This is a genomic window from Tamlana sp. s12 (assembly GCF_016767215.1).
Lineage (GTDB): Bacteria > Bacteroidota > Bacteroidia > Flavobacteriales > Flavobacteriaceae > Pseudotamlana > Pseudotamlana agarivorans.
Genome location: NZ_CP068547.1, coordinates 2,526,746 through 2,548,230, shown reverse-complemented (window position 1 = coordinate 2,548,230; position 21,485 = coordinate 2,526,746). Strand labels below are relative to the sequence as shown.

Genomic DNA, 21,485 nt, shown 5'->3' with positions numbered 1-21,485 from the left:
TTGTGAGAACTGAAAAATCCACAATAATAAATCACAGATGAAAATATATTCTAAAGAACAAATTTACGAAGGCGACAAATTAACGGTTGAAAGACAAAAAATCAGTTCGGTTGAACTCATGGAGCGTGCGGGCGTACAAATTTTCAATTGGATGCATTTACGTATGCAAGGGGCTCCGGTGCCGATACATGTTTTTTGCGGTATAGGTAATAATGGGGGCGACGGATTGGTTTTAGCACGTCATTTGGTATTACACGGCTATCATGTAAAAACCTATATTGTAGGTTATAGTAATAAGCGTTCCGATGATTTTTTAGCGCACTACGAAAGGCTTAAAGGCGTTACAAAGTCTTGGCCAGAACCTATTGTAAATAGTGATGATTTTCCTGAAATTGATGAAAAAGACATTATTGTTGATGCTATTTTTGGAATTGGATTAAATCGTCCAGTTACCGATTGGGTTAAAGAATTGTTCGTTTATTTTAGAAAAACAAAAGCTTTTACCTTGTCTATTGATGTGCCTTCCGGACTTTTTGTAGATAAACCTGTAGCCGATGAAAATGATGTGGTTTGGGCTGGGTTTACTTTAAGCTTTGCTTCTCCTAAATTGATCTTCTTTTTACCAGAAACCGCTAAATATACCGAGCAGTGGGAAGTCTTGGATATCGGACTAGATCCAGACTATTTGCTAACTACCGAAACTGAAGCCGAATTAATAAGCAAGGTTGAAGTGATACCAAACTACATCCCAAGGGAAAAATTTTCCCATAAAGGTGATTTTGGACATGCTTTAGTAATTGGTGGAAGTTACGGTAAAATTGGTGCAGTCACCTTAACGAGTAAAGCCACTTTAACGACTGGAGCCGGGTTGGTGACAGCCTACACGCCTAAATGCGGATATACACCTTTACAAGCATCATTTCCTGAAGCCATGGTGATTACAGATGGTGATGAAGAAAAAATTAGTAATATTCAATTTGATATCAATCCCACAGTGATTGGTTTAGGTATAGGGTTGGGAACCCACGATGATACTATAAACGCTGTAGAAGCTTTTCTAAAAACCAATAAAAAACCATTAGTGATTGATGCCGATGGAATTAATATTTTGGCGAAGAAAAAAACATTATTAAAATTACTTCCCGAAAATAGTATTTTAACTCCACACCCCAAAGAGTTAGAACGCTTAATTGGTACATGGACGGATGATTTCGATAAGCTTAGTAAGGTAAAAGCATTTACAAAAAAATACAAACTGATTGTCATTATAAAAGGCGCCTTTAGCATCACGGTTTTTAATGATAAGCTTTATGTAAATACTACAGGAAATCCTGGTTTGGCTACAGCAGGTAGTGGAGATGTTTTAACTGGAATTGTTCTAGGCTTATTATCGCAAGGATACCACCCAACTTCAGCAGCTATATTTGGAACTTACTTACATGGAAAATCAGCAGATCTTGCAGTTTTACAATGCGGATTTGAGAGTTTAACAGCCAGCCATGTTATAGCTTATATTGGAGATGCTTTTATAGATTTATTTAAAGAACCTGAACCACCTGTAAATCCAGCTCCTAAAGAAAAGGAAGAAGCAGGTACACCAAAACAAGTGGAAGTTAAAAAATGATTTTAAGTATAAAATAAAATCAGATACTTTTCAATTAGAATTGGATAAATAAGAAAAGCCATTTTAAAGGATGATATCACTTTAAAATGGCTTTTTAGTGGATTAGAAATATTTCTAATTATATATTCAATGCTGTAAACATTTCAACCAATTTAGGATCTGAAGGTCTAGGTGCATTAGGATCAACAATATTTCCAGCGGTATCAATTAAAATAAATCGTGGAATACCTTGGATTTGATAGTCTTGTACAAATTTAGATTTCCAGTCATTATCAGCTAATAACTGTACACCTTGTAAATTTTCAGTTTCAATCATTTTTTTCCATTTATCACGATCTGAAACTTTATCTATAGAAAGGCTAACAAATTCAATGTTTTTATCATGATATGTTTTTTCCAATTCCTTTAAGAAAGGTATTTCACGTTTACATGGTCCGCACCAAGTCGCCCAAACATCGATATAAACATACTTACCTTTTAAATCGTCTAAAGAAGTAGTACCTCCTTTGTAGTTTTCATAATTTACAAATTTAGGTGAAGGCTTACCTTCAGCTACAGCTGTAAGTTTGTTGTACTTTTCAGTAATTACAGCTTTATTATCTTCATTTGTTGAGATACTCATAAACTCTTTATAGAACGACTCAATATCTTCTGAACGTCCCAAAGACTGATTTGCAAAATCAAATAAGAAGGTGTTTTTAATTTGTTCTGAAGGAATAGATTTTGCTGTTTTGAAAAAAGCTTCCTCTTGAGATAATGAATCTTTAGCCATTAAATCAGTAATTTCGGTAATATAATGATCGGTTACAATTTTCTTGTAGCTAGCAGACCCTTTGTAATCTGCTTCGTTAGAATAGTCAAACCCATCAAACTCTTTTAAGAAATCATCCGAGGCTTTAAATTCTTGGTCTTTAGCGAAGTACCTGTGTGCTTTTTCATAAACATTTAAACCAGCTAAATAATTGTATTGAAGTTCCTTTTGTTCTGAAGTTTTGAAATTTTCAGAAATTCCAGGGGTATTAGTTAAAAGTGTCGATAATGAGTCCTTTATACTAAGCAGTTTACTTTTAAAATCATCTTCATTTAAAGAATAAAAACTAGCATTATCTCCAATTAACAATGGTGTTTTTTCTCTCTTTTCTTTCAGGTAGTTATTTTCAGCGGCACCTTCACCAGAAATGGCTAAGGAATTTTTAAAATCGGCTGCATTATAATTAATGTTTAAGTTATAACCAGAGTCCAGGTATAAAAAAACAGGGTTTTTAGAATCATATAAAACGTAAGAACCTTTTTCAACCGTTAATGTATCATTAAAAGTTCCATCGGCAGCAACCTCTATAACTTCAGTAAATGAACGGTCTTGGGTGTTTATTGATAACTCTGCAGGTAATTTATTTGTTATTTTCCCAGAAATCACAATATAATCTGGCTTTGTTTCTGTTTTACAGCTAAAAGCAGATACTGCTAAAGCTAAAAGTAGGAGTTTTTTCATTGTTTTTATTGGTTTTGCCCAAATGTAATAATTTGAAATAGGCTTGTTACTATTTTAGATTTATATTAACATTTTGTTTTTATGGTTGGTACTGAATGACAAGCTATTATATTATAAACCATAATTTAATATCATTGCTTAAAGTGATTTTAAAGCATAAAAAAAGCAGATGAAAAATTCCATCTGCTTTTAAAAGTATATTATTAACGCTTATTTTTTAATTACGCGTTTATTTACTGTACTATTTTTTCCTGAAAATTTGAAGATATATAATCCAGATTTTAAGTTTGATATATCCATTGAATTTCCTGGAATAGCTTGTTTTGAAACTAATTTACCTACTAAGTTGTAAATTTCAACAGTTTCAAAATCTTTTGCATTAGAAATGTTTATAACATGACTAGCAGGGTTTGGATATATAGATAATGTATTGTTATTAGCATGTACATCACCAGTGCTTAATGTTGAACAACTTCCATTTTCTCCATAAATATGTACCTCGGCAATACTGGTCCAACCAGAATTCGCACTGTTTCCATGTCCGATAATTTTAACATAACGACCATTACTACCAGTTAAATCAAATTTTTGTTCATCATCAACGGTGTAACCTGTCGCATAACTATCTTGTGCAGTAATTACATTTGTATATGTAGCACCTTCATCATCAGAAACAGCAATATCAAATTTTGTAGTTCTAGCATCTGCCTTTAGGAAATGAATACCTATTTCTGTTAAATCACGGTTACAACCTAAATCGAAAGTAATAGAAGCTTCACCTACTGAAGCATCGGCAGCCCAGTAGAAATCTGCTGTTACAACATCATCAAAGGCATAAGGTGAACCTACATTATTTTTACCTGTTTCGGTACCTACGCCTATAGCATCTAAAATAATTATTTCATCTTCTGCTGGAGGAGTAGTTCCTGGAGCAGGAGGATCTACACCACCTTCAGTACCACCATCAACAACACCATCATGAATCACACTAAAGTTATAAACTTCAACTTCACCGTAATTTAAGGCATTTGGATCGTAAGTTTGTCCAGCTTTTTTAGCATATTCTTCTTCTCTAGAAACATTAGATTGGGTATAATTTCCAACTTTAAAATAGGTTTGGTTATAGTTTAAATCCATGACGTAATCAGTCCCATTGGCTATATCCTTAACTAAATACTGCGATGCAGTTCCAGCATCATAACTTGCTTTTAGATTACCGTCTTCTGAATAATAACAATAATGTTTACCATCAATAACTTCAAAAATAACTTCGTGTTTGGTTCCTATTTGATAATTTGTTTTAATAGTAAAATCGGGTCTTAATTTGCCACCGTTAAATGATAAAAATAAGTGTTGACCTTCCAATCTTAACACCATAGCGTCATCAATACCATCATCTTTGTTACCATGAATTTGAGTAGCTACTAAATGATTTTTGTAAGTAGGTAAGTGGGTAATAGCTTGCTCAACATAAATAACATGTTGTCCAGCTGTTGTCCAATAAACATCTAAACTTCCATCAGGTAGTCTTTCACGAAGTTCTGATCGGATGTAGTTAGAATTAGCTGTAGAACCGTTGCTTCCGTTAATTTCTACGCGGAAAACAATAGCATCTTTCGCAGAATTCAAATAATAATAGTCTTGATTTGGGTATTGACACAATGGTTTTTGTTCTGAACCATCTGGTTTTGTGATTTTCCACTGACTACAATTGTTCATCAAATCAGCTGGAATTGTTTGGGCTGTTAACACTGGGTTAAAAGCAAAAAACATCATACAGATTGTAAACAATCGCATGATCTTAAGTAAATTTAGTTTCATTTGTTATAGTTTAGGGTTATTCGTTTGTTACAAAAACTGGTTTACCTAATTGGTTTACCAATTTTTAAACGTAGCGAATTTATGCAAAAGAAGCTAAATAGACAAACTAAAAATATGAAGACCCAACTAATTATAAGAATTTACTTAAGGATAGCACCATGCAGCAATACTTTAACAGCGGGTTAAGTTCTTACGGGAAGCGGTAATAAGACGCATTAAATTTGAATCGGAAAATAAAACTATAAACTATGTGTTAAGGTCTCATAACCAACTGTTTTAGAAATAACACCTAATTTATGTAATTGCTCTTGAATTTCGTTGAGCGTTTGTTCATCAATTAATTCTTGAGACCATTCCGTAAGGTTTAACCAGTCTTGTACATCTTCCAATTGTAAATTATATCGGTTTGCAATGGTTTTGTCGATACTAGGAATGGCTTTGAAATCGGCTGTCGTATTATTGATAATATCTAGAATTGTTTTGAGTTCCTCTGAATTATTTTCAATAAAATCTTCTCTCGCTGCCACAACAAAGCAAGGCCAAGGGGTTGGACAATCGGAAATACGTCTAAAAACACCCTTATCTACAATAGGTTTGGTCATAAATTTTTCCCATAAAAAATATTCTGCCTTACCTTCAGTAAGACCTTCTACAGCACCTTCAAGGTTATTTATGATTTCGAAGTTTAAATCTTTGTCTAAGTTCCACTGATGATTTTCAGCATTAATATAAGCCATAAGATGCGAACCAGAACCATATCGACTAATGGCCGCTTTAGTACCTTTAAGGTCTTCAACAACTTTAAAAGTAGAATCATTAGCCACATGAACGCCCCAAATTAATGGCGACTGCACAAAAGTTTGTACAATTTTACTAGGGTTGCCCGCAATAATATCCTTTACAATGCCTTCCGTTAAAATAACAGCCATATCGATATCACCATCTCTCAATCCTTTACACATGGCACCAGTACCATCAGGGTAATCTTGCCATCGTAAATTGATATCCTCTGCTTTGTATTCGCCATTTTTAATCGTGAGATACCAAGCTAAGTTAAAATGTTCCGGAACGCCACCAATCTTTACTTTTTTCATATTAGGATAAAACTATTCTACAAGTTTATTTAAAGTGTAACTAATTAATTTTTCTATAGCCGCTAAAGGATTTTTACTGAAAGTACCATTCGCACGATTGGCTATTATGGCGTTTAAAGATAAGGCATCATGGCCTAGTAATTTTGACAAGCCATAGATGGCTGAGGTTTCCATTTCAAAATTAGAAATTACAACACCATTAAAGTTAAAATTATCCATTTTTGCATTTAAATTGGGATCTTGAATATCTAATCTCAAAACACGTCCTTGTGGTCCATAAAAACCACCTGCTGTAGCTGTTAATCCTTTATGCGTTAAGTCACTTTCTAGTTTCTTTTCCAAAGTTTCACTACCACAAATAACCACGGGTGTCGCTTTATGAGAACTCCAGTTGGCGTGTTGTATAAAGGTCTTTTCGATTTCTGGATTTGCAATATGATCTATTTGATAAGAACGTAGCAGTCCGTTAAGATCTAAACCATGGGTGCTTAAAACAAAGGCATCAACCGGAATATTTTCTTGAAGCGATCCTGAAGTGCCAATTCTAATAATGTCAAGCTTAGTAAGCGATTCTTTAACCTGTCTGGTTTTAAAATCGATGTTTACCAGAGCATCCAATTCATTCAAGACAATATCAACATTATCGGGACCTATTCCAGTAGATAACACGGTGATACGTTTTCCTTTATAGGTGCCTGTGTGGGTTTTAAACTCACGCTTCTGAGTTTTAAATTCGATATGATCAAAATGTTTTGATATTTTTTCTACACGATTTTGATCACCCACTAATAAAATGGTATGCGCAATATTTTCAGGTTTTAAATTCAAATGATATATACTACCATCTGGATTCAGAATAAGTTCAGACTCTTTAATCGTCATAGTGCACAGATTTTATAAGCTTATTTTCCGATCGACTAAAATAGAATGCTGCTTTTTTAACGCCGCCATACATCATATGGTTTTCAATTTTGTCTGCACAATTAAGCTGATTTTCAAGGGCTAAATAGCCAACTCTATTCAGTTCAATATGATCTTCTTTTATGGCATAAAAAACATTAAGCTCATCAATAATTCTAGTGAGCTGAAAATCACCATAACCAAAAAAACCTTGATAATTTAGGATGTATCCTAACAAATGATTCTTAGAAGTAATTTTATTTTTATGAATAATTTCAAGAATATTCTTTTCCAAGTCATTTAATCCTGAAATCGAATCTGGAAAACGCTCTAAATGGGCTTTTAAGCAATTACTTAAATAATTAAACGAAGAGCTCTTTACAATGAGTGGTTTTAATAAATTATGATCAATACCACAATAAATACTCCACACATTTCGTGCAAGTTCTAAATCTTCTTCGGTAAGGCGTACCTTATTTTTATAATGTGCTAGAAGTTGTTCCGAACTAAGTTCTGAAAGGCCTTTTAAAGTTTTACTACCTTTTACACGGCCGCTACAGACCAAATAAACGGGCAGGTTCAACTTTTTTTGTTTTAGCAGACTTATAATGGCTACCATGTTAAGGTGGCAAAATAAATCGTATTCGAACCACAATACAATTTCAGAATAGTCATCGGGATGATTAAGTTTTTCTAATTCACTTTCAATAAGCTCATTATCTACTTCAACATCATAAAAGTCTTTAAAATGCACTCGCCGCAACTCTAAAAATTCTTCTGAAAAGACCTTTTCGGTAGTAGGACCTTCACATAACATCGCCTGCCATGTTAAAAATTCACCTTCAACTTTCAACTCATTTAAAAAGTTGGTTAAAACAGAACCATTGGTAATGTGAAGTATCTTCTTTTCCATAAATTAACCGCCTACGCGTTTTACGTTAAATCCTTTTTCCTTAAGCATTTGCATGATTTTATCACGGTAATCTCCCTGAATGATAATTTTATCATCTTTAAAACTACCTCCAACGCTAAGCTTGGTTTTTATTTCCTTGGCTAATATTTTAAAATCCTCGGTAGCCCCGGTGTAACCTTCTAAAATGGTAATAGGTTTACCTTTGCGCTTTTCGTATTTACATAAAATAGGATCGTCCTGCATCCAGATATTATCATCACTATTTGTAGTGTCTTCTGGAACTTCTTCTATATGATCTGGAAATAAATTTTTTAATTGATCTTGTAAATCCATTTTCTATTTTTTAATAGGGTATAAGATAGTTTTTTTACGAATGCTATGTCAGTAAACAAGTTATTTTATTAATCCCAATTCTATTAAACGCTCTCTTAAAAACTCGCCAGCAGTAATATCTTCAAAAGCTTTTGGGTTTTCGCCATCCACGCAATCCTCTAGGACATCTAATTTCATAGCGCTTATGGGGTGCATGAAAAAAGGAATGGAATAACGTGAAGTTCCCCAAAGTTCTTTTGGCGGATTAATAACACGGTGTATGGTGGATTTTAATTTGTTATTAGTATGTCTAGACAGCATATCGCCAACATTAATCATGAGTTCATCAGGCTCTGCAATGGCATCAATCCATTCGCCTTTATGGTTTTGAACTTGTAAACCACGCCCTTGAGCTCCCATTAATAAAGTGATTAAATTGATGTCGCCATGAGCCGCAGCACGTACAGCTTCTTTAGGTTCTTCGGTAATAGGAGGGTAGTGAATAGGCCTTAGAATAGAGTTTCCATTATGAATGTATTGGTCGAAATAGGTTTCTTCTAAATTGAGATGAATCGCTAATGCACGCAATACATATTTTGCGGTTTTTTCAAGCATTTGATAAGCTTCTTTTCCTGTTGAATTAAAACCAGGAAGCTCTTCAACCATAACATTATCAGGATATTCAGCCTTCAATGCATCATCGTCCTCAACATATTGCCCAAAATGCCAAAACTCTTTTAAATCCCCTTCTTTTTTACCTTTGGCACTCTCTTTTCCAAAAGATACATAACCACGTTGTCCACCAATTTCAGGAATTTCGTATTTCTGTTTGGTTTCAATAGGTAAGTCAAAAAAGCTTTTAATTTCTTTATAAAGATTTTCTTCAAGTTCTTGGTTTAAAAAATGACCTTTTAAAGCCACAAAACCAATCTCTTCATAAGCTTTACCAATAGCGTTTACAAAATTTTGTTTTTTGGTAGCGTCATTGGAAATAAAATCTTTTAAATCGACACTTGGAATCCTATTCATGAGGTTTATTTTATGATGTGTATTACACAAATGTACGAAAAACATTGAAAAATTTAGGCTCACTTTTGAGACTTAAAATCCTTAGAAAGCAGTGCTTTTTATGGTATCTTTGAATTGCTTAAATACAATAATTAAAAACACTTTTAACGGTCGATTTGACATGCCATATCAAGCAGAACATCTCCATGAAAACGATTTAATAGCATTGTACAAAAACATGCTGTATCCTAGAATGATAGAGGAAAAAATGCTGATTTTATTAAGACAAGGTAAAGTTAGCAAGTGGTTTTCTGGTATCGGGCAAGAAGCGATTTCAGTAGGTGTGACTATGGCCTTAAAGTCTGATGAGTATATATTGCCAATGCATCGTAATTTGGGAGTTTTTACAACTCGAAAAATACCGCTTGAACAATTAATTTCGCAATGGAATGGTAAGGCTTCAGGTTTTACAAAAGGTCGCGATCGCTCTTTTCATTTTGGTTCGCAAGCCCATAAGATTATTGGTATGATTTCACATTTAGGCCCGCAATTAGGCGTGGCTGACGGCATAGCATTAGCCCATAAATTACAAAACAAAAATCGAGTTACTGCGGTGTTTACCGGGGAAGGCGGTACCAGTGAAGGCGATTTTCATGAAGCTTTGAATGTCGCTTCGGTCTGGCAACTACCTGTTATATTTTGTATTGAAAATAATGGCTACGGACTATCAACACCTACCAATGAGCAATATTATTGTAAGGATTTAGCTGATAGAGCTATAGGTTATGGCATGGAATCATATATTATTGATGGTAATAATATTGTTGATGTTTTTACGGAAGTGAAAGCCATTGCTGAAAGTATACGTCAAAACCACAGACCTGTTTTAATCGAGTTTAAAACCTTTAGAATGCGTGGTCATGAGGAGTCTAGCGGAACCGATTATGTACCCAACAGCCTTTTTGAAACATGGAAAACCAAAGATCCCATTGATAATTTTGAGCAATTTTTACAAAGTAAATCTGTGCTTTCTGAAGATTTAAAAAATGAAATTAAAACAGAATTCAGTCATATTATTAATGAAGCTATAGCAACTAGTTTTGAAGAAAGCGACATAATACCTAGTAAAAGCTTAGAATTAAATGATGTTTATCAACAATTTAAATATCAAGAAGTTATTGTTAACAATAATTTTAACAGCATAAGATTTATTGATGCTATTTCGGAAAGTTTAAAGCAAAGCATGGAGCGTCATGACAATCTTATAATGATGGGGCAGGATATTGCTGAATATGGTGGTGCTTTTAAAATCACCAAGGGTTTTGTTGAGCAATTTGGGAAAGACAGAATACGAAACACGCCCATTTGTGAGTCGGCAATTATTGAAAACGCTATGGGTTTATCTATAGCCGGAATGAAAAGTGTTGTTGAAATGCAGTTTGGAGATTTTATTTCGTCAGGGTTTAATCCCGTTGTAAATTTATTAGCAAAATCGCATTACCGCTGGGGGCAAAATGCCGATGTAGTGATTAGAATGCCTTGTGGTGGCGATGTGGGCGCTGGACCTTTTCACTCACAAACCAACGAAGCCTGGTTTAATAAAACTCCAGGATTAAAAGTGGTTTATCCTGCGTTTCCTTACGATGCCAAAGGCCTTCTTGCTACCGCCATTAACGATCCGAATCCGGTGTTGTTTTTCGAGCATAAAGCCCTTTATAGAACGATACAGCAAGATGTTCCAGAGGATTATTACACCTTACCTTTTGGCAAAGCATCAGTCGTAAGAAAAGGGGAGGATATTACGATAATTTCTTATGGAGCAAGTGTACATTGGGCCTTAAATACTTTAGATAAACACCAAGACATCTCGGCAGATTTAATTGACTTAAGAACCCTTCAACCATTAGACACTGAAGCGATTTACGATTCTGTTAAAAAGACAAGCAAAGTCATTATTTTACAGGAAGACTCACTATTTGGAGGAATAGCGAGTGATATTTCCGCCTTAATTATGGAGCATTGTTTTGAGTTTTTAGATGCACCAGTAAAACGCGTTGGCAGTTTAGAAACCCCCATACCTTTTACCAAAAACTTGGAAAACCAATATTTACCTAAAGAACGTTTTGAAATAGCTCTATTAGCACTGTTAGCGTATTAATGCTTTGAATATCCCGAACATCTTCATATAAAGCCTGAAGACATACGAACCCGGTGTCTAAACCTGTTAATTTCGGAATACTTATTGTTAAACATCTACTAAATATGAATGAGAACCTTTTGATTTTCAAAGAAAAAAATATCTTTGCTATCAATAACAGGCAAAATTCTCATATAAAATACAGAAGATTAATGAAATCTTACATCTTATATCTCTTTGCGATTTTATTTTCACTATCTACTTATTCTCAAATTGATAGTAGAAAAAAATCCTTTAATATCCCTGCTATTGAAGCCCCAAAAGACACTAAATCTGAAACTCCAGAAATTAAACCTGAGGAAAATTTCGACATGCCTAAGTCAACACCAAACACTCCATTTCCAAAAAAGGAATTTTCGATGTTTGCAGAGGAGGAATTTGGTGATCCAGGTGAATTATACGTCGATAAAATCAATAAAACCTTAGATCATTTAAAACTTAGTAAAGAAGAAATTGAACTTCGAAACGGCAGTACTGTCGATCAATATTTAGGGGATTTTAATAGCAATGGTAAATTTGTTAATGTAGTATACCGTGATCATGGTTACATGGACGGCGATATTATTCAGGTTCGTGTAAACGACGATGTTGTACATGCTAGAGTGTTTTTATCAAATTCATTTAAAGGATTCAAATTAGATTTAAAACCAGGAATAAATAAAATTGATTTTGTAGCCCTTAATCAAGGGGAATCTGGTCCTAATACCGCTGAATTTCGGGTTATTGACGATATGGGTAATGTAGTAACACACAACCAATGGAATTTAGCTACTGGTGTTAAAGCTACGGTGATTGTGGTTAAAGAATAAGTATTTTACTTGTTTATTCGTTTAAATATTGAATTGTTTAACTGAAGAAGCAATTATTTAATTCGATAATATCTGTTCAATCAAATTCAATTCATCAGGACTAAACTCTAAGTTATTTAATGCTTTTACATTATCTTGAAGCTGATGAGCTGAACTTGCTCCGAGCAATACCGAAGCCACTTGTGGTTGCCTTAAAATCCACGCAATAGCCATTTCCGAAAGTTTCTGATTTCTATTTTGTGCGATGGCATGAAGCTTTTGAATTTTTTCAGTGTGACTTAGTACGGCATCTTCATTCAAATACGTTAAATTTTTTGCAGCTCGAGATCCTTCCGGAATGCCATTAATATATTTGTCTGTTAACAAGCCTTGTGCTAAAGGAGAAAATGCAATGCACCCCACACCATTATCTTTTAAAGTATTTAGCAAACCATCTTCAACCCAACGATCAAACATAGAATACCGGGCTTGATGCAATATAAATGGCACATTTAAGCCCTTTAAAATTTCAGCTGCTTTTTGTGTTTCTTGTGGCTGATAGTTTGAAATACCTACATAAAGCGCTTTTCCTTGACGCACGATATCTGCCAAAGCTCCCATAGTTTCTTCTAGAGGCGTCTCTGGGTCTGGACGGTGATGATAAAAAATATCAACATAATCTAAGCCCATACGTTTTAAACTCTGGTCTAAACTTGATATAAGATATTTTCGAGACCCATTGTTACCGTAAGGGCCTGGCCACATGTCGTAACCCGCTTTAGTAGCAATGAATAACTCATCACGATAGGGTTTAAAATCTTTTTTAAAAATGATTCCGAAATTTTCTTCAGCCGAACCATACGGTGGTCCGTAGTTATTAGCCAAATCAAAATGTGTAATCCCTAAATCGAAAGCCGTTCGAAGTATTTCTCTACCTTTATGGAGATCATCTACAAATCCGAAATTATGCCACAAACCAATAGATAAAGCAGGTAGTAAAACACCACTTTTCCCTGAACGATTATATGTCATGGCATCATAGCGGTTTGGATTTGCTTGATAACTTTGAACTCCTGATTTATCGTTTATATGCATGGTTATTTTTGATTATCGTTAAAACGTTTAATTGTGTAATCGTGTAACTTATGCGGTCTAAGAAGACGAATTAATCGATCTATTTAAATCTTTTGAAAACCTAAGCTTGCTTAAAACTAGAATCACTAGGTAGTTCAAACACTTCCAAACCAAAATAAGGTAGGGCCGCTATTAAGTGGTCGAAAATATCAGCCATAATGTATTCATAATTCGCCCAACGTTTATCACTACTAAAAGCATAAATTTCTAAAGGAATACCTTGTGTAGATGGTGCTAATTGTCGCGCCATAATCATCATGTCCTTATTTACAGCAGAATGGTTGTTTAAATAAGAATCGATGTATTTTCTAAACACGCCTAAATTAGTAAGATTTCTACCGTTAATCAAAACATCTTTATTGATTTGATTAGACGTGTTATAATTATCAATATCACCTTGACGTGTTTCAAGATAATCGGTTAACAACTGAATTTTCTTTAAAGCTTCAACATCTTCAACAGACAAATACTTAACACCACTTTGCTTGATAATTAAAGAACGTTTAATGCGTCGGCCACCGGAAGTTGACATACCACGCCAGTTTTTAAACGAATCAGAAATTAGGGCATAAGGCGGAATGGTGGTAATGGTTTTATCAAAATTTTGAACTTTAACCGTAGCTAAATTGATTTCAATCACATCGCCATCGGCACCATATTTTTCAACCGTGATCCAATCGCCAATACGTACCATATCATTAATAGCCACTTGAATACTAGCAACAAAACCTAAAATAGTATCCTTGAAAACCAACAAAATTACAGCAGAAATAGCTCCCATACCTGTAATAAAATTGATAAACGGAATACCAGTCATAATGGCAATTGCCGAAAATACACCTACTGTCCACGCAAAAATCATGAAAACCTGAATGTAACTATCGATAGGTTTATCTCTTAATCGAGGTAAGGTTTTAAAATAATCTTTAACCGTATTTAAAACACTTCTAACCACCCAAAGCGTCAGTATAATAGCAAAAACCTGAAGCCCTTTTTCAATAATTATTTCAAAATCTGAAAAATCTTCAAAAATATCTGGAATAAATTCCAAGGCAATAATAAAGGGAATAATATGAGCGACGTTACGCGGCACTTTATTAGCGATTAATAAATCGTCGAAATTGGTTTTAGTACGACTTGATAACTGTGCAAAAGCTTGAATAATAATCTTCTTAATAATGAAATCTATTATGAAAATTATTATTAATAACCCTAGAAGAAAAACGAAGGCATTGATGTATTGCGCTAAGTTTTCATCTAAACCCATTGAAATTAAATAATCAAAAAAACGACGTTTTAAAATATTCATTTCGCGCTTAATTTTTTCAGGTACACTTTATCGATATAAAAAGTTCCGAAAGGGATCACTGAAGCGACTAAAACAGTTAAGAACTCTTTGGTGTTCCAAGCAAATTCTTTTTTAAACATAAAAGCAAAAGCGACATAGGCTACAAATAGTAAACCATGAGGCATACCTAGCATTTTAACATACTGCGGATCGTGATAGAAATGTTTTATTGGTGTTGCGATAAACAACAATAAAATATAAGAAACACCTTCTAATAAGGCTATAAGTCTGAAAATATTGATTGATGAAAACATGATATTTTTTTTAAATAATTTGATTAATTTTTGACTAATACCACTCTAAAATATCAATTATTACAAGGCGTGGAAAATAACCAGTCCGTATATTACAAATCGTAATAAGCGCAGTGAACCATAGAGGGTTACCGCTCTAAATGGAAATTTAATAATTCCGGCAGCGATACATGAAATTGAAAAGGGTAGTGGCAGTAAAGCTCCAACAACAATTAAAAAACCACCCCATTTTCGGGAGTTTTTAAGTTGTTTTTCCATTTTAACTTCCAAGTAGTTATGCACCGAAGGTATTTTTGTAATGGTACGGCCCATCCAATACGCCAGTAATCCACCGATATAAGAAAGTACGGCTAAAAGTCCGAGAAAAAACCACGGACTATACATTTTTCCAGCCCAAGCAATGAAAATTTCGGGAGGGATGAGTCCTAAAAGGGTTTCAGACACGAAAAAGAAACTTAAAACCCCCCAAGCAGGAAGAATTTCGGTGAGTTCGGTTAAAGCCTTATTGATATCAAAAAAATGATTGATCACATACACTAAAACAACGACACCAATAATTATGGGCAATGCCTTTTTAACGGCCTGCCAAACAAAATTATAAAACCCCGTATAGCTGTAATACTGATGTAATAGCTTAATACGAGACTTTTCACTTTTAGATTTCGAGCTGTTTTTCATGCTTTAAATTAAGCTGCAAATATACAGTTAACTCTAATATTTACATAAATTAAACTGTACATTTATATGGGTTTTATGTTAAATGTTAATGACTATATATGTAACTTTGACGTATAAAATTGGATTACCTTTCTGTTTTCCAAACATTTATAATTGGACTATAAACACTGAGTTTTTTTAACAAAATATTTTGAATTTACGTTATACCAAAAAGTTAATGCAAATTAGAATTCCAGTTTTTCATCTAGGCACCCCAATAAAATTTATTCTACTTTTTATTTTGATCTTTAATACCGCTTATTGCCAAGAGGTTAATAAGGATTCAATTTCATTAAAAAAGATTGAAATTGATTACACCAATAAAGGATTTCAATTTAAAACCACCGATAATAAACATTTACTTCATATTGAGTCCAGATTACAGTTTCGTTTTGCAACACCTGGAGACCAAAATCCATTAGATTACGATGATATTTTTCCAACAAATAACGCCGTTTATAAAATTAATCGTGCGCGTTTAAAAATAGGCGGCCATGCCTTTCAACCTTATTTAAAATATTACTTTGAATATGAGTTGTCTCAATCTAACTTGTTGGATTTTATTTTGCTGAAGGTGTTGACGGACAATACAAAGTAAATCAGTTGATGATTGAAACAGCATTTAAATACAAAGGGGTTTCATGGCAAAGTGAACTACACCGAAAGGCTATTTTTGATCAAGTAAATGATACGGAAACCCGTTTAAGAGGTTTGTATTTACAAGCGGGTTATTTTTTATCACATGCTTTTGATTTTGTACCGAAACCACTTGAAATTGCAGGTAGATTTGCTAATTATAATCCGAACACAGAAATTTCAAAAGATTTAGAACAAGAATTCGGCTTGGCTATTAATTGGTTTTTTAATGGACACCGGAATAAATTAACCTCAGAGATTACTTATTTCCAAATTGAAGATAATTCGCTTCTTGATCCTGCAGATGGTTTCCGTTTTCGAATCCAATGGGATATTTCATTTTAATAATTCTTAAATCAAATATATGAAGGATAGTAGTTGGCGAATGAAATATTCTATTTTACATAATATAAATTATAGTACATTTAATAACAATTAGCGAAATAGCGCTTTTCGCGATATTTGACATAATTGCAGATATAATGTCGCAGACTTATATCGATAGTAATTATGTCAAGCTAATTGTGGCTTTGGATACGTTAAGCTTAATGTGCAGCTAAAATTAGCCGTTATGTAAAATTGCCGCTGCCAATGCGCTAGATTGTTTTGTAACACAAATGCAATGCATTCATGAGCTCTTTATTATAACAATAAACATTAGCGAATAATTAACCATCGCTTGCCAACGCCAAAATAAAAGCTAACCTTTTTGCTCTTATTAAAAATCACGTATTCGACAAAATGTACGTTATAAAAAATTTTACAAGATTCTCGTAGATTGCCATAAGAGCATAAATTTAGAAAATCGAGGTTTAAGGAATTCATTATCACTTTATGCTAAGAATTAAATATGTGCGTAAAAACAAAATTCTATGCACCTCTTATTTTTACCATATAAATTTATTTACTTTTTTCTACGCTATATACAATTCTCAATATTTTTTGAAAAAATTTAATTACAGTTTGTAATATTATGTAAAACAGAAAATTTTATAGATTGTATTATTTTTACATAGTTCAGTTTTATATCTTCACGCCTTAATTTTATACAATTTATTTTCATTTTATACTTTATTATGCTTTCGATCAATTCCACAAAAAAACTGTTTTTTATATTTTCAATATCTATCATAATTACATCATGTAAAAAAGATGATGACACTATGCAAGATATTATAGAAGAAGAACCAACGCTTATACAATGGTATATTGACGGTGATAGTGACGGTTTTGGAAATCCTGATATTAATCTGGGTATGATGGCTGAATTGAAACCAAATGGATTTGTTAGAAATAATGAGGACTGTGATGATAGTGATAGTAGTATAAACCCGCGAGCAAATGAAGATGATTATGATGGTATTGATAGTAATTGTGATGGTATAAATGAAGTTGCTATTCAAACTTTTTCAAAAACTTATGGTACAAATGAATATGAAACTGGAAGTTTCATATTTGATACTCCTGATGGAGGTTTTTTAACCGCAGGGAGCCAATATTCTCCCACGGTAAATAATTTTATTGGTTCATATAGTTTTTGGGTTGTTAAATTTGATATTGAAGGCAATTTAGAATGGGAGAAAAGCTATGGAGGTCCTAATGATGATTCAATTACTGTCATGAAAGAAACAGCTGATGGAGGTTATATTATGGGTGGAGGCTCAACTTCAGAAGAAGGAAATGTGCAAATTAATTATGGTAACAGTGATTGGTGGGTAGTTAAGATTGATTCCTCTGGAAATATTCAATGGGTTAAAACATTTGGGGGTTCAAAAAGAGATAACTTAGAAGATATAATTGTAACAGAATCTGGAAATTATCTTTTAGCGGGTGGCTCTTGGTCGTCAGATGAAGATTTTAAACGTGAAGGCATTGGTTCTAGCAGTTGGTTTGTAATGTTAGAAAACGATGGTAACGTACTATGGAAATCACATTTGGATAAACGAAGCGTTAGTTCTATAATAAAACTAACTGATGGTACATTTTTCGCTGCTGGCCATTCCGAAAAAGATTTATTACTTTACCGTATAGAAGCTTCAGGTGCTATTTTATGGACAAAAATTATAAATACTGAGTATCGTTCAATGCGGATAAGTTCTATGATATTAGGACCAGACAATAGTATCTTTATAGGTGGATATATATATAGCGGCGTAATAGAACAAGACTATTGGTTACTTAATCTTACACAGGAAGGAGACATCAATTGGTCTAAAGAATTTAATGGTGATAGATTTGATAATATTTCGTCAATAACATTATCAAAGGATAAAAATTCTTACTTCATAACTGGTTATGAATACAACTCTGATAATAATGAAAATGAAGCTTGGCTAGCAAACTATAATCTAAACGGTGATTTATCATGGAAAAAATCTTTTGGAGGGAGTAATTTCGACATATTAACTTGTTTTAGCGAATTAGAGTCAGGTGGTTTTTTAGTATCTGGATTTACCAAAAGTATGGATGGAGATATTATAGATAAAAGCGAGGATAATTCTAGGGATTTATGGATTCTAAAATTAAAACCAAATGGTGAATTTTAAGAATTCTATAATGCATTCCTCACATATTATGCTTCCCTCCTACGTCGTCGAATAAAAAGTATTCTATTAACATCGAAGAAGAAACTAATAACTTGTTTTTATAGCGTATTTCCTTTTGAAAAGCATCAATATTTATTTTAATCAAGCTAAGCACCTAGTTTTATTCAAGTTATTTTTGATAAAAGACGGTAATAATAACGTTTAAAATAAAAAACTCATGAAAAAGGAACAGGACAAAAAAGATAAATCTGAACAGGTAGATTTAGATGTACAAAACAATAAGATTCTTAAAAAAAGTGAAAATGAACCCGAAAGCGCCAAGGAGAATTTAGATATTCCTGGCGGAAGAACGGCTAGGCCTTTAACCAATGACAGGCATCAGGATCAGAAGAAAGATGATAAGAAACCTAAAAAAGAGCCCATAGAAAATATTGAATTGGACACCGATCCAGGCAACGAAAAATAATCGCTTATTTTTTATCCTTCTGGTTTTGTTTTCTCCAAAGAAAATAAAGAATTGCAATAACTATAGGTAAAATGATAAACACAATGACCTCAAATGGGTCAGACAAATCCAGAGGTTGATTGTCGTCTGGATTTGGTGTTCCTATAGGTAACTGTAATGCTATAAAGTTTATGAGGGATTTCATGATTTTGAGTTTTTTGTTATTATTGATAGATGCTTCACTGCGTTTTGCATGACAACTACCTCTATTAAACGTTAACTTTCAATATGAAGTATATCATTCATTAGGAGGCACGAATGAAGAATCGTCTTATTTTGAATAAGCACCCGAAGAATATGTTAGTTCATAACTATGCGTGTAGATTTCAAAAACAATTCCAAATGGGTCTTCAACATAACACATTTTGAATGGCTTGTCATTTGGATAGTATGATCTAATGGGCATTCTTTGTTTTCCTCCGTATGACAAAATTTTATCAATAAGTTCTTCAATATTGGGGTCTTGAACGCAAAAATGAAATAACCCTGTATTGAAAGGATTAAATTCTGGTGCTTCTTTTACCCCATTTGGAAAAGAAAATAATTCTATTCCTATACCATCGGAAGTTGCTAAATGAGCAATTTCAAATGCTGTCCAATCGTCTCCGAAAACGTCAATGCACATTTGACCAATGGCGGTTTCTTTTTCCTTTTTTACTGTTGAAGGTTCCATAATGATGTACCAGCCCATAACTTCCGAATAGAATTTAACGGCTTCTTTTATATTTGGAACGGTTATTCCGATATGCGAAAATGATTTTGGATAATTGTTACTACTTGTCATATGTTTTATTTTTAAAGCAAAATTAGTCTATATTTGTCTTATTGGCAATAACAAACCAAAAAGTAATATAGTTACCAAAACGAGTAAATTATAGAATATCAATAATATAAGTTTAAATTTTGAATAAAGAAAATAGTTGTCCGTTGAATTACACTATGAATTTAATAGGAACAAAATGGAAACCTTTAATTCTATTTCATTTATTAGAAGGCGGTTTACGTTCAGGAGTATTACAAAAGAAAATTCCGGGGATTTCTAATAAAATGTTTACCCAAACAGTAAGAGATTTAGAAAAAGATGGCCTTATTTTTAGAAAAGTTTACCCTGTTGTTCCTCCTAAAGTGGAATACGAATTAACCATTCGAGGGAAATCTCTTGAACATATATTAAGAAGTTTGGATAAATGGGGATTGGAAGATAGTCTGAATTAATTAATCTGTTTATAGAAAGTTGCAGAGTTTCATAGCTACAAAGTCTCAGAGCACAATTAGTAATTGTAATACGCTTCACTTTGTTCTGCATGACGGTTTTTACACAGAAGTTGCTCAGAGAATACACTGAGTTTCAAAGAGCCTACAAATTAATTCGAGTGCTCACATAATAAGGTCTTCGAGCGAAGTCGAGAAGTTTTAATTTATTGAAGCTAAATTGTTCTCGACTTCGCTCGAACACCTTGCTATACGTTTTCAAGCATCTCGCTTAAAACTTCCTTAAACACATCAACTGGCTGAGCCCCAGTAACCGCACTTTTTCTGTTAAAAACCACCGTTGGAACCGATTGAACGCCAGCATTCTGCCAAAAAGCTTCCTGACTTTTAATATTATAACGCACTTCATCATTGTCTAATAATGCCATGCCTTCTTCAGCGTTTAAACCTACATCAATCAAAGCTTGCTTTAAAACTTCACGGTCGGAAACATCTTTTCGTTCGCTAAAAAACGCCGTAGTTAAACGCATTTTTAAATCGGTTTGCTTGTTATATTTTTTAGCATAATCCAATAAAATATGCGCTTCGAACGTATTAACCATACGCATATCTTCAAAATAATCGAATTTAAAGCCAAGCTCCTCACCTATTTCAGTCATTTGTTCTTGGGAGGCTTTTTGTTGTTCTAAAGTCGATCCGTATTTTTCGGTAATGTGTTCGGTAACATTCTGGCCTTCTTTAGGCATTTGCGGATTAAGCTCGAAAGGCTGCCACTCCACCTCTACTTGGTCTTGAATACCAAGTTCGGCAATGGCTTTTTCCAATCGTTTAAATCCAATGGTACACCATGGGCACACCACATCGGATACCATATCAATTTTTAGTTTCTTTTTCATAGCACTAATTTTATAAAGTAATTAAAGGGCTTTTTTGCGTAAACATGGTAAGAAATCAAAAGATTTTTAACTGTTTCAATTATCGCAT

Annotated in this window: 22 protein-coding genes; 8 read left to right on the top strand and 14 right to left on the bottom strand. The window is 33.5% G+C overall.

The window, feature by feature from the left end; all coding sequences use genetic code 11:
• Nucleotides 1-37 precede the first annotated feature (37 nt).
• Nucleotides 38-1,624 carry a bifunctional ADP-dependent NAD(P)H-hydrate dehydratase/NAD(P)H-hydrate epimerase gene (locus JJL45_RS11155; protein ID WP_068604725.1) on the top strand — a complete coding sequence of 529 codons (1,587 nt, stop codon included), beginning with the start codon at nt 38-40 and terminating at the stop codon, nt 1,622-1,624.
• 118 nt (nt 1,625-1,742) lie between these two features.
• On the opposite strand, the gene JJL45_RS11150 is transcribed toward JJL45_RS11155, so the two are convergent.
• From JJL45_RS11150 to JJL45_RS11120, 7 genes are all read right to left on the bottom strand, one after another.
• On the bottom strand, nt 1,743-3,116 hold the full coding sequence (locus tag JJL45_RS11150) for a redoxin family protein (protein WP_068604722.1): 1,374 nt from the start codon (nt 3,114-3,116) through the stop codon (nt 1,743-1,745).
• 210 nt (nt 3,117-3,326) lie between these two features.
• A complete protein-coding gene (locus JJL45_RS16285; RefSeq protein WP_082935988.1) occupies nt 3,327-4,937 on the bottom strand; it encodes a polysaccharide lyase family 7 protein in 1,611 nt (536 codons plus the stop codon).
• Nucleotides 4,938-5,176: 239 nt separating this feature from the next.
• The gene (locus JJL45_RS11140; RefSeq protein ID WP_068604718.1) at nt 5,177-6,031 is read right to left on the bottom strand and encodes a substrate-binding domain-containing protein; all 855 of its coding nucleotides are present in this window, start codon (nt 6,029-6,031) and stop codon (nt 5,177-5,179) included.
• Nucleotides 6,032-6,043: 12 nt separating this feature from the next.
• The gene (locus JJL45_RS11135) at nt 6,044-6,913 is read right to left on the bottom strand and encodes a nucleoside phosphorylase (protein ID WP_068604716.1); all 870 of its coding nucleotides are present in this window, start codon (nt 6,911-6,913) and stop codon (nt 6,044-6,046) included.
• The gene (locus JJL45_RS11130) at nt 6,903-7,844 is read right to left on the bottom strand and encodes a DUF1835 domain-containing protein (protein ID WP_068604714.1); all 942 of its coding nucleotides are present in this window, start codon (nt 7,842-7,844) and stop codon (nt 6,903-6,905) included. Before JJL45_RS11130 ends, JJL45_RS11135 begins: the two co-directional genes overlap by 11 nt.
• Before the next feature lie 3 nt (nt 7,845-7,847).
• The gene (locus JJL45_RS11125) at nt 7,848-8,177 is read right to left on the bottom strand and encodes a translation initiation factor (RefSeq protein ID WP_068604711.1); all 330 of its coding nucleotides are present in this window, start codon (nt 8,175-8,177) and stop codon (nt 7,848-7,850) included.
• A 60-nt stretch (nt 8,178-8,237) separates the two neighbouring features.
• Complete coding sequence (locus JJL45_RS11120; RefSeq protein WP_068604709.1) at nt 8,238-9,185, bottom strand: isopenicillin N synthase family dioxygenase; 948 nt, start codon at nt 9,183-9,185, stop codon at nt 8,238-8,240.
• 160 nt (nt 9,186-9,345) lie between these two features.
• Between JJL45_RS11120 and JJL45_RS11115 the strand changes: the two genes are divergently transcribed.
• Together JJL45_RS11115 and JJL45_RS11110 are read left to right on the top strand one after the other, a co-directional pair.
• On the top strand, nt 9,346-11,322 hold the full coding sequence (locus JJL45_RS11115; protein ID WP_068604780.1) for a thiamine pyrophosphate-dependent enzyme: 1,977 nt from the start codon (nt 9,346-9,348) through the stop codon (nt 11,320-11,322).
• Nucleotides 11,323-11,513: 191 nt separating this feature from the next.
• Nucleotides 11,514-12,170: a hypothetical protein gene (locus tag JJL45_RS11110; RefSeq protein WP_068604779.1), complete on the top strand. Its 657-nt coding sequence runs from the start codon at nt 11,514-11,516 to the stop codon at nt 12,168-12,170.
• 57 nt (nt 12,171-12,227) lie between these two features.
• Here the strand turns inward: JJL45_RS11110 and mgrA are convergent, their stop codons facing one another.
• The 4 genes from mgrA to JJL45_RS11090 form a co-directional block, all read right to left on the bottom strand.
• Entirely contained in the window at nt 12,228-13,244 is a 1,017-nt protein-coding gene (mgrA, locus tag JJL45_RS11105; RefSeq protein WP_068604707.1) for an L-glyceraldehyde 3-phosphate reductase, read from the bottom strand.
• A 100-nt stretch (nt 13,245-13,344) separates the two neighbouring features.
• Nucleotides 13,345-14,592, bottom strand: coding sequence for a mechanosensitive ion channel family protein (locus JJL45_RS11100; RefSeq protein WP_068604706.1), 1,248 nt, complete (start codon nt 14,590-14,592; stop codon nt 13,345-13,347).
• Entirely contained in the window at nt 14,589-14,885 is a 297-nt protein-coding gene (locus tag JJL45_RS11095; RefSeq protein ID WP_068604703.1) for a DUF3817 domain-containing protein, read from the bottom strand. Before JJL45_RS11095 ends, JJL45_RS11100 begins: the two co-directional genes overlap by 4 nt.
• A 60-nt stretch (nt 14,886-14,945) precedes the next feature.
• Nucleotides 14,946-15,563: a YqaA family protein gene (locus tag JJL45_RS11090; RefSeq protein WP_068604701.1), complete on the bottom strand. Its 618-nt coding sequence runs from the start codon at nt 15,561-15,563 to the stop codon at nt 14,946-14,948.
• A 217-nt stretch (nt 15,564-15,780) separates the two neighbouring features.
• Between JJL45_RS11090 and JJL45_RS16175 the strand changes: the two genes are divergently transcribed.
• The 4 genes from JJL45_RS16175 (at nt 15,781) to JJL45_RS11075 (ending at nt 19,250) form a co-directional block, all read left to right on the top strand.
• Nucleotides 15,781-16,200 (top strand): hypothetical protein, encoded by a 420-nt coding sequence (locus JJL45_RS16175; protein ID WP_068604699.1) that lies wholly within the window; start codon nt 15,781-15,783, stop codon nt 16,198-16,200.
• 8 nt (nt 16,201-16,208) lie between these two features.
• A complete protein-coding gene (locus tag JJL45_RS16170) occupies nt 16,209-16,583 on the top strand; it encodes a hypothetical protein (RefSeq protein ID WP_068604698.1) in 375 nt (124 codons plus the stop codon).
• An 818-nt stretch (nt 16,584-17,401) separates the two neighbouring features.
• A complete protein-coding gene (locus JJL45_RS11080) occupies nt 17,402-18,784 on the top strand; it encodes a putative metal-binding motif-containing protein (protein ID WP_202664133.1) in 1,383 nt (460 codons plus the stop codon).
• 217 nt (nt 18,785-19,001) lie between these two features.
• Nucleotides 19,002-19,250 (top strand): hypothetical protein, encoded by a 249-nt coding sequence (locus JJL45_RS11075; protein WP_068604692.1) that lies wholly within the window; start codon nt 19,002-19,004, stop codon nt 19,248-19,250.
• Between the two features lie 4 nt (nt 19,251-19,254).
• Here JJL45_RS11075 and JJL45_RS11070 read toward each other — a convergent pair whose 3' ends face one another.
• Nucleotides 19,255-19,434, bottom strand: coding sequence for an adenylosuccinate synthetase (locus tag JJL45_RS11070; protein ID WP_082935987.1), 180 nt, complete (start codon nt 19,432-19,434; stop codon nt 19,255-19,257).
• 126 nt (nt 19,435-19,560) lie between these two features.
• Complete coding sequence (locus JJL45_RS11065; RefSeq protein WP_068604690.1) at nt 19,561-20,073, bottom strand: VOC family protein; 513 nt, start codon at nt 20,071-20,073, stop codon at nt 19,561-19,563.
• 155 nt (nt 20,074-20,228) lie between these two features.
• On the opposite strand from JJL45_RS11065, the gene JJL45_RS11060 reads away from it, so the two are divergent.
• The gene (locus JJL45_RS11060) at nt 20,229-20,504 is read left to right on the top strand and encodes a winged helix-turn-helix transcriptional regulator (RefSeq protein ID WP_068604688.1); all 276 of its coding nucleotides are present in this window, start codon (nt 20,229-20,231) and stop codon (nt 20,502-20,504) included.
• Between the two features lie 245 nt (nt 20,505-20,749).
• Here JJL45_RS11060 and JJL45_RS11055 read toward each other — a convergent pair whose 3' ends face one another.
• Nucleotides 20,750-21,397, bottom strand: a complete 648-nt coding sequence (locus JJL45_RS11055) for a DsbA family oxidoreductase (protein WP_068604686.1) — start codon at nt 21,395-21,397, stop codon at nt 20,750-20,752.
• Nucleotides 21,398-21,485 lie beyond the last annotated feature (88 nt).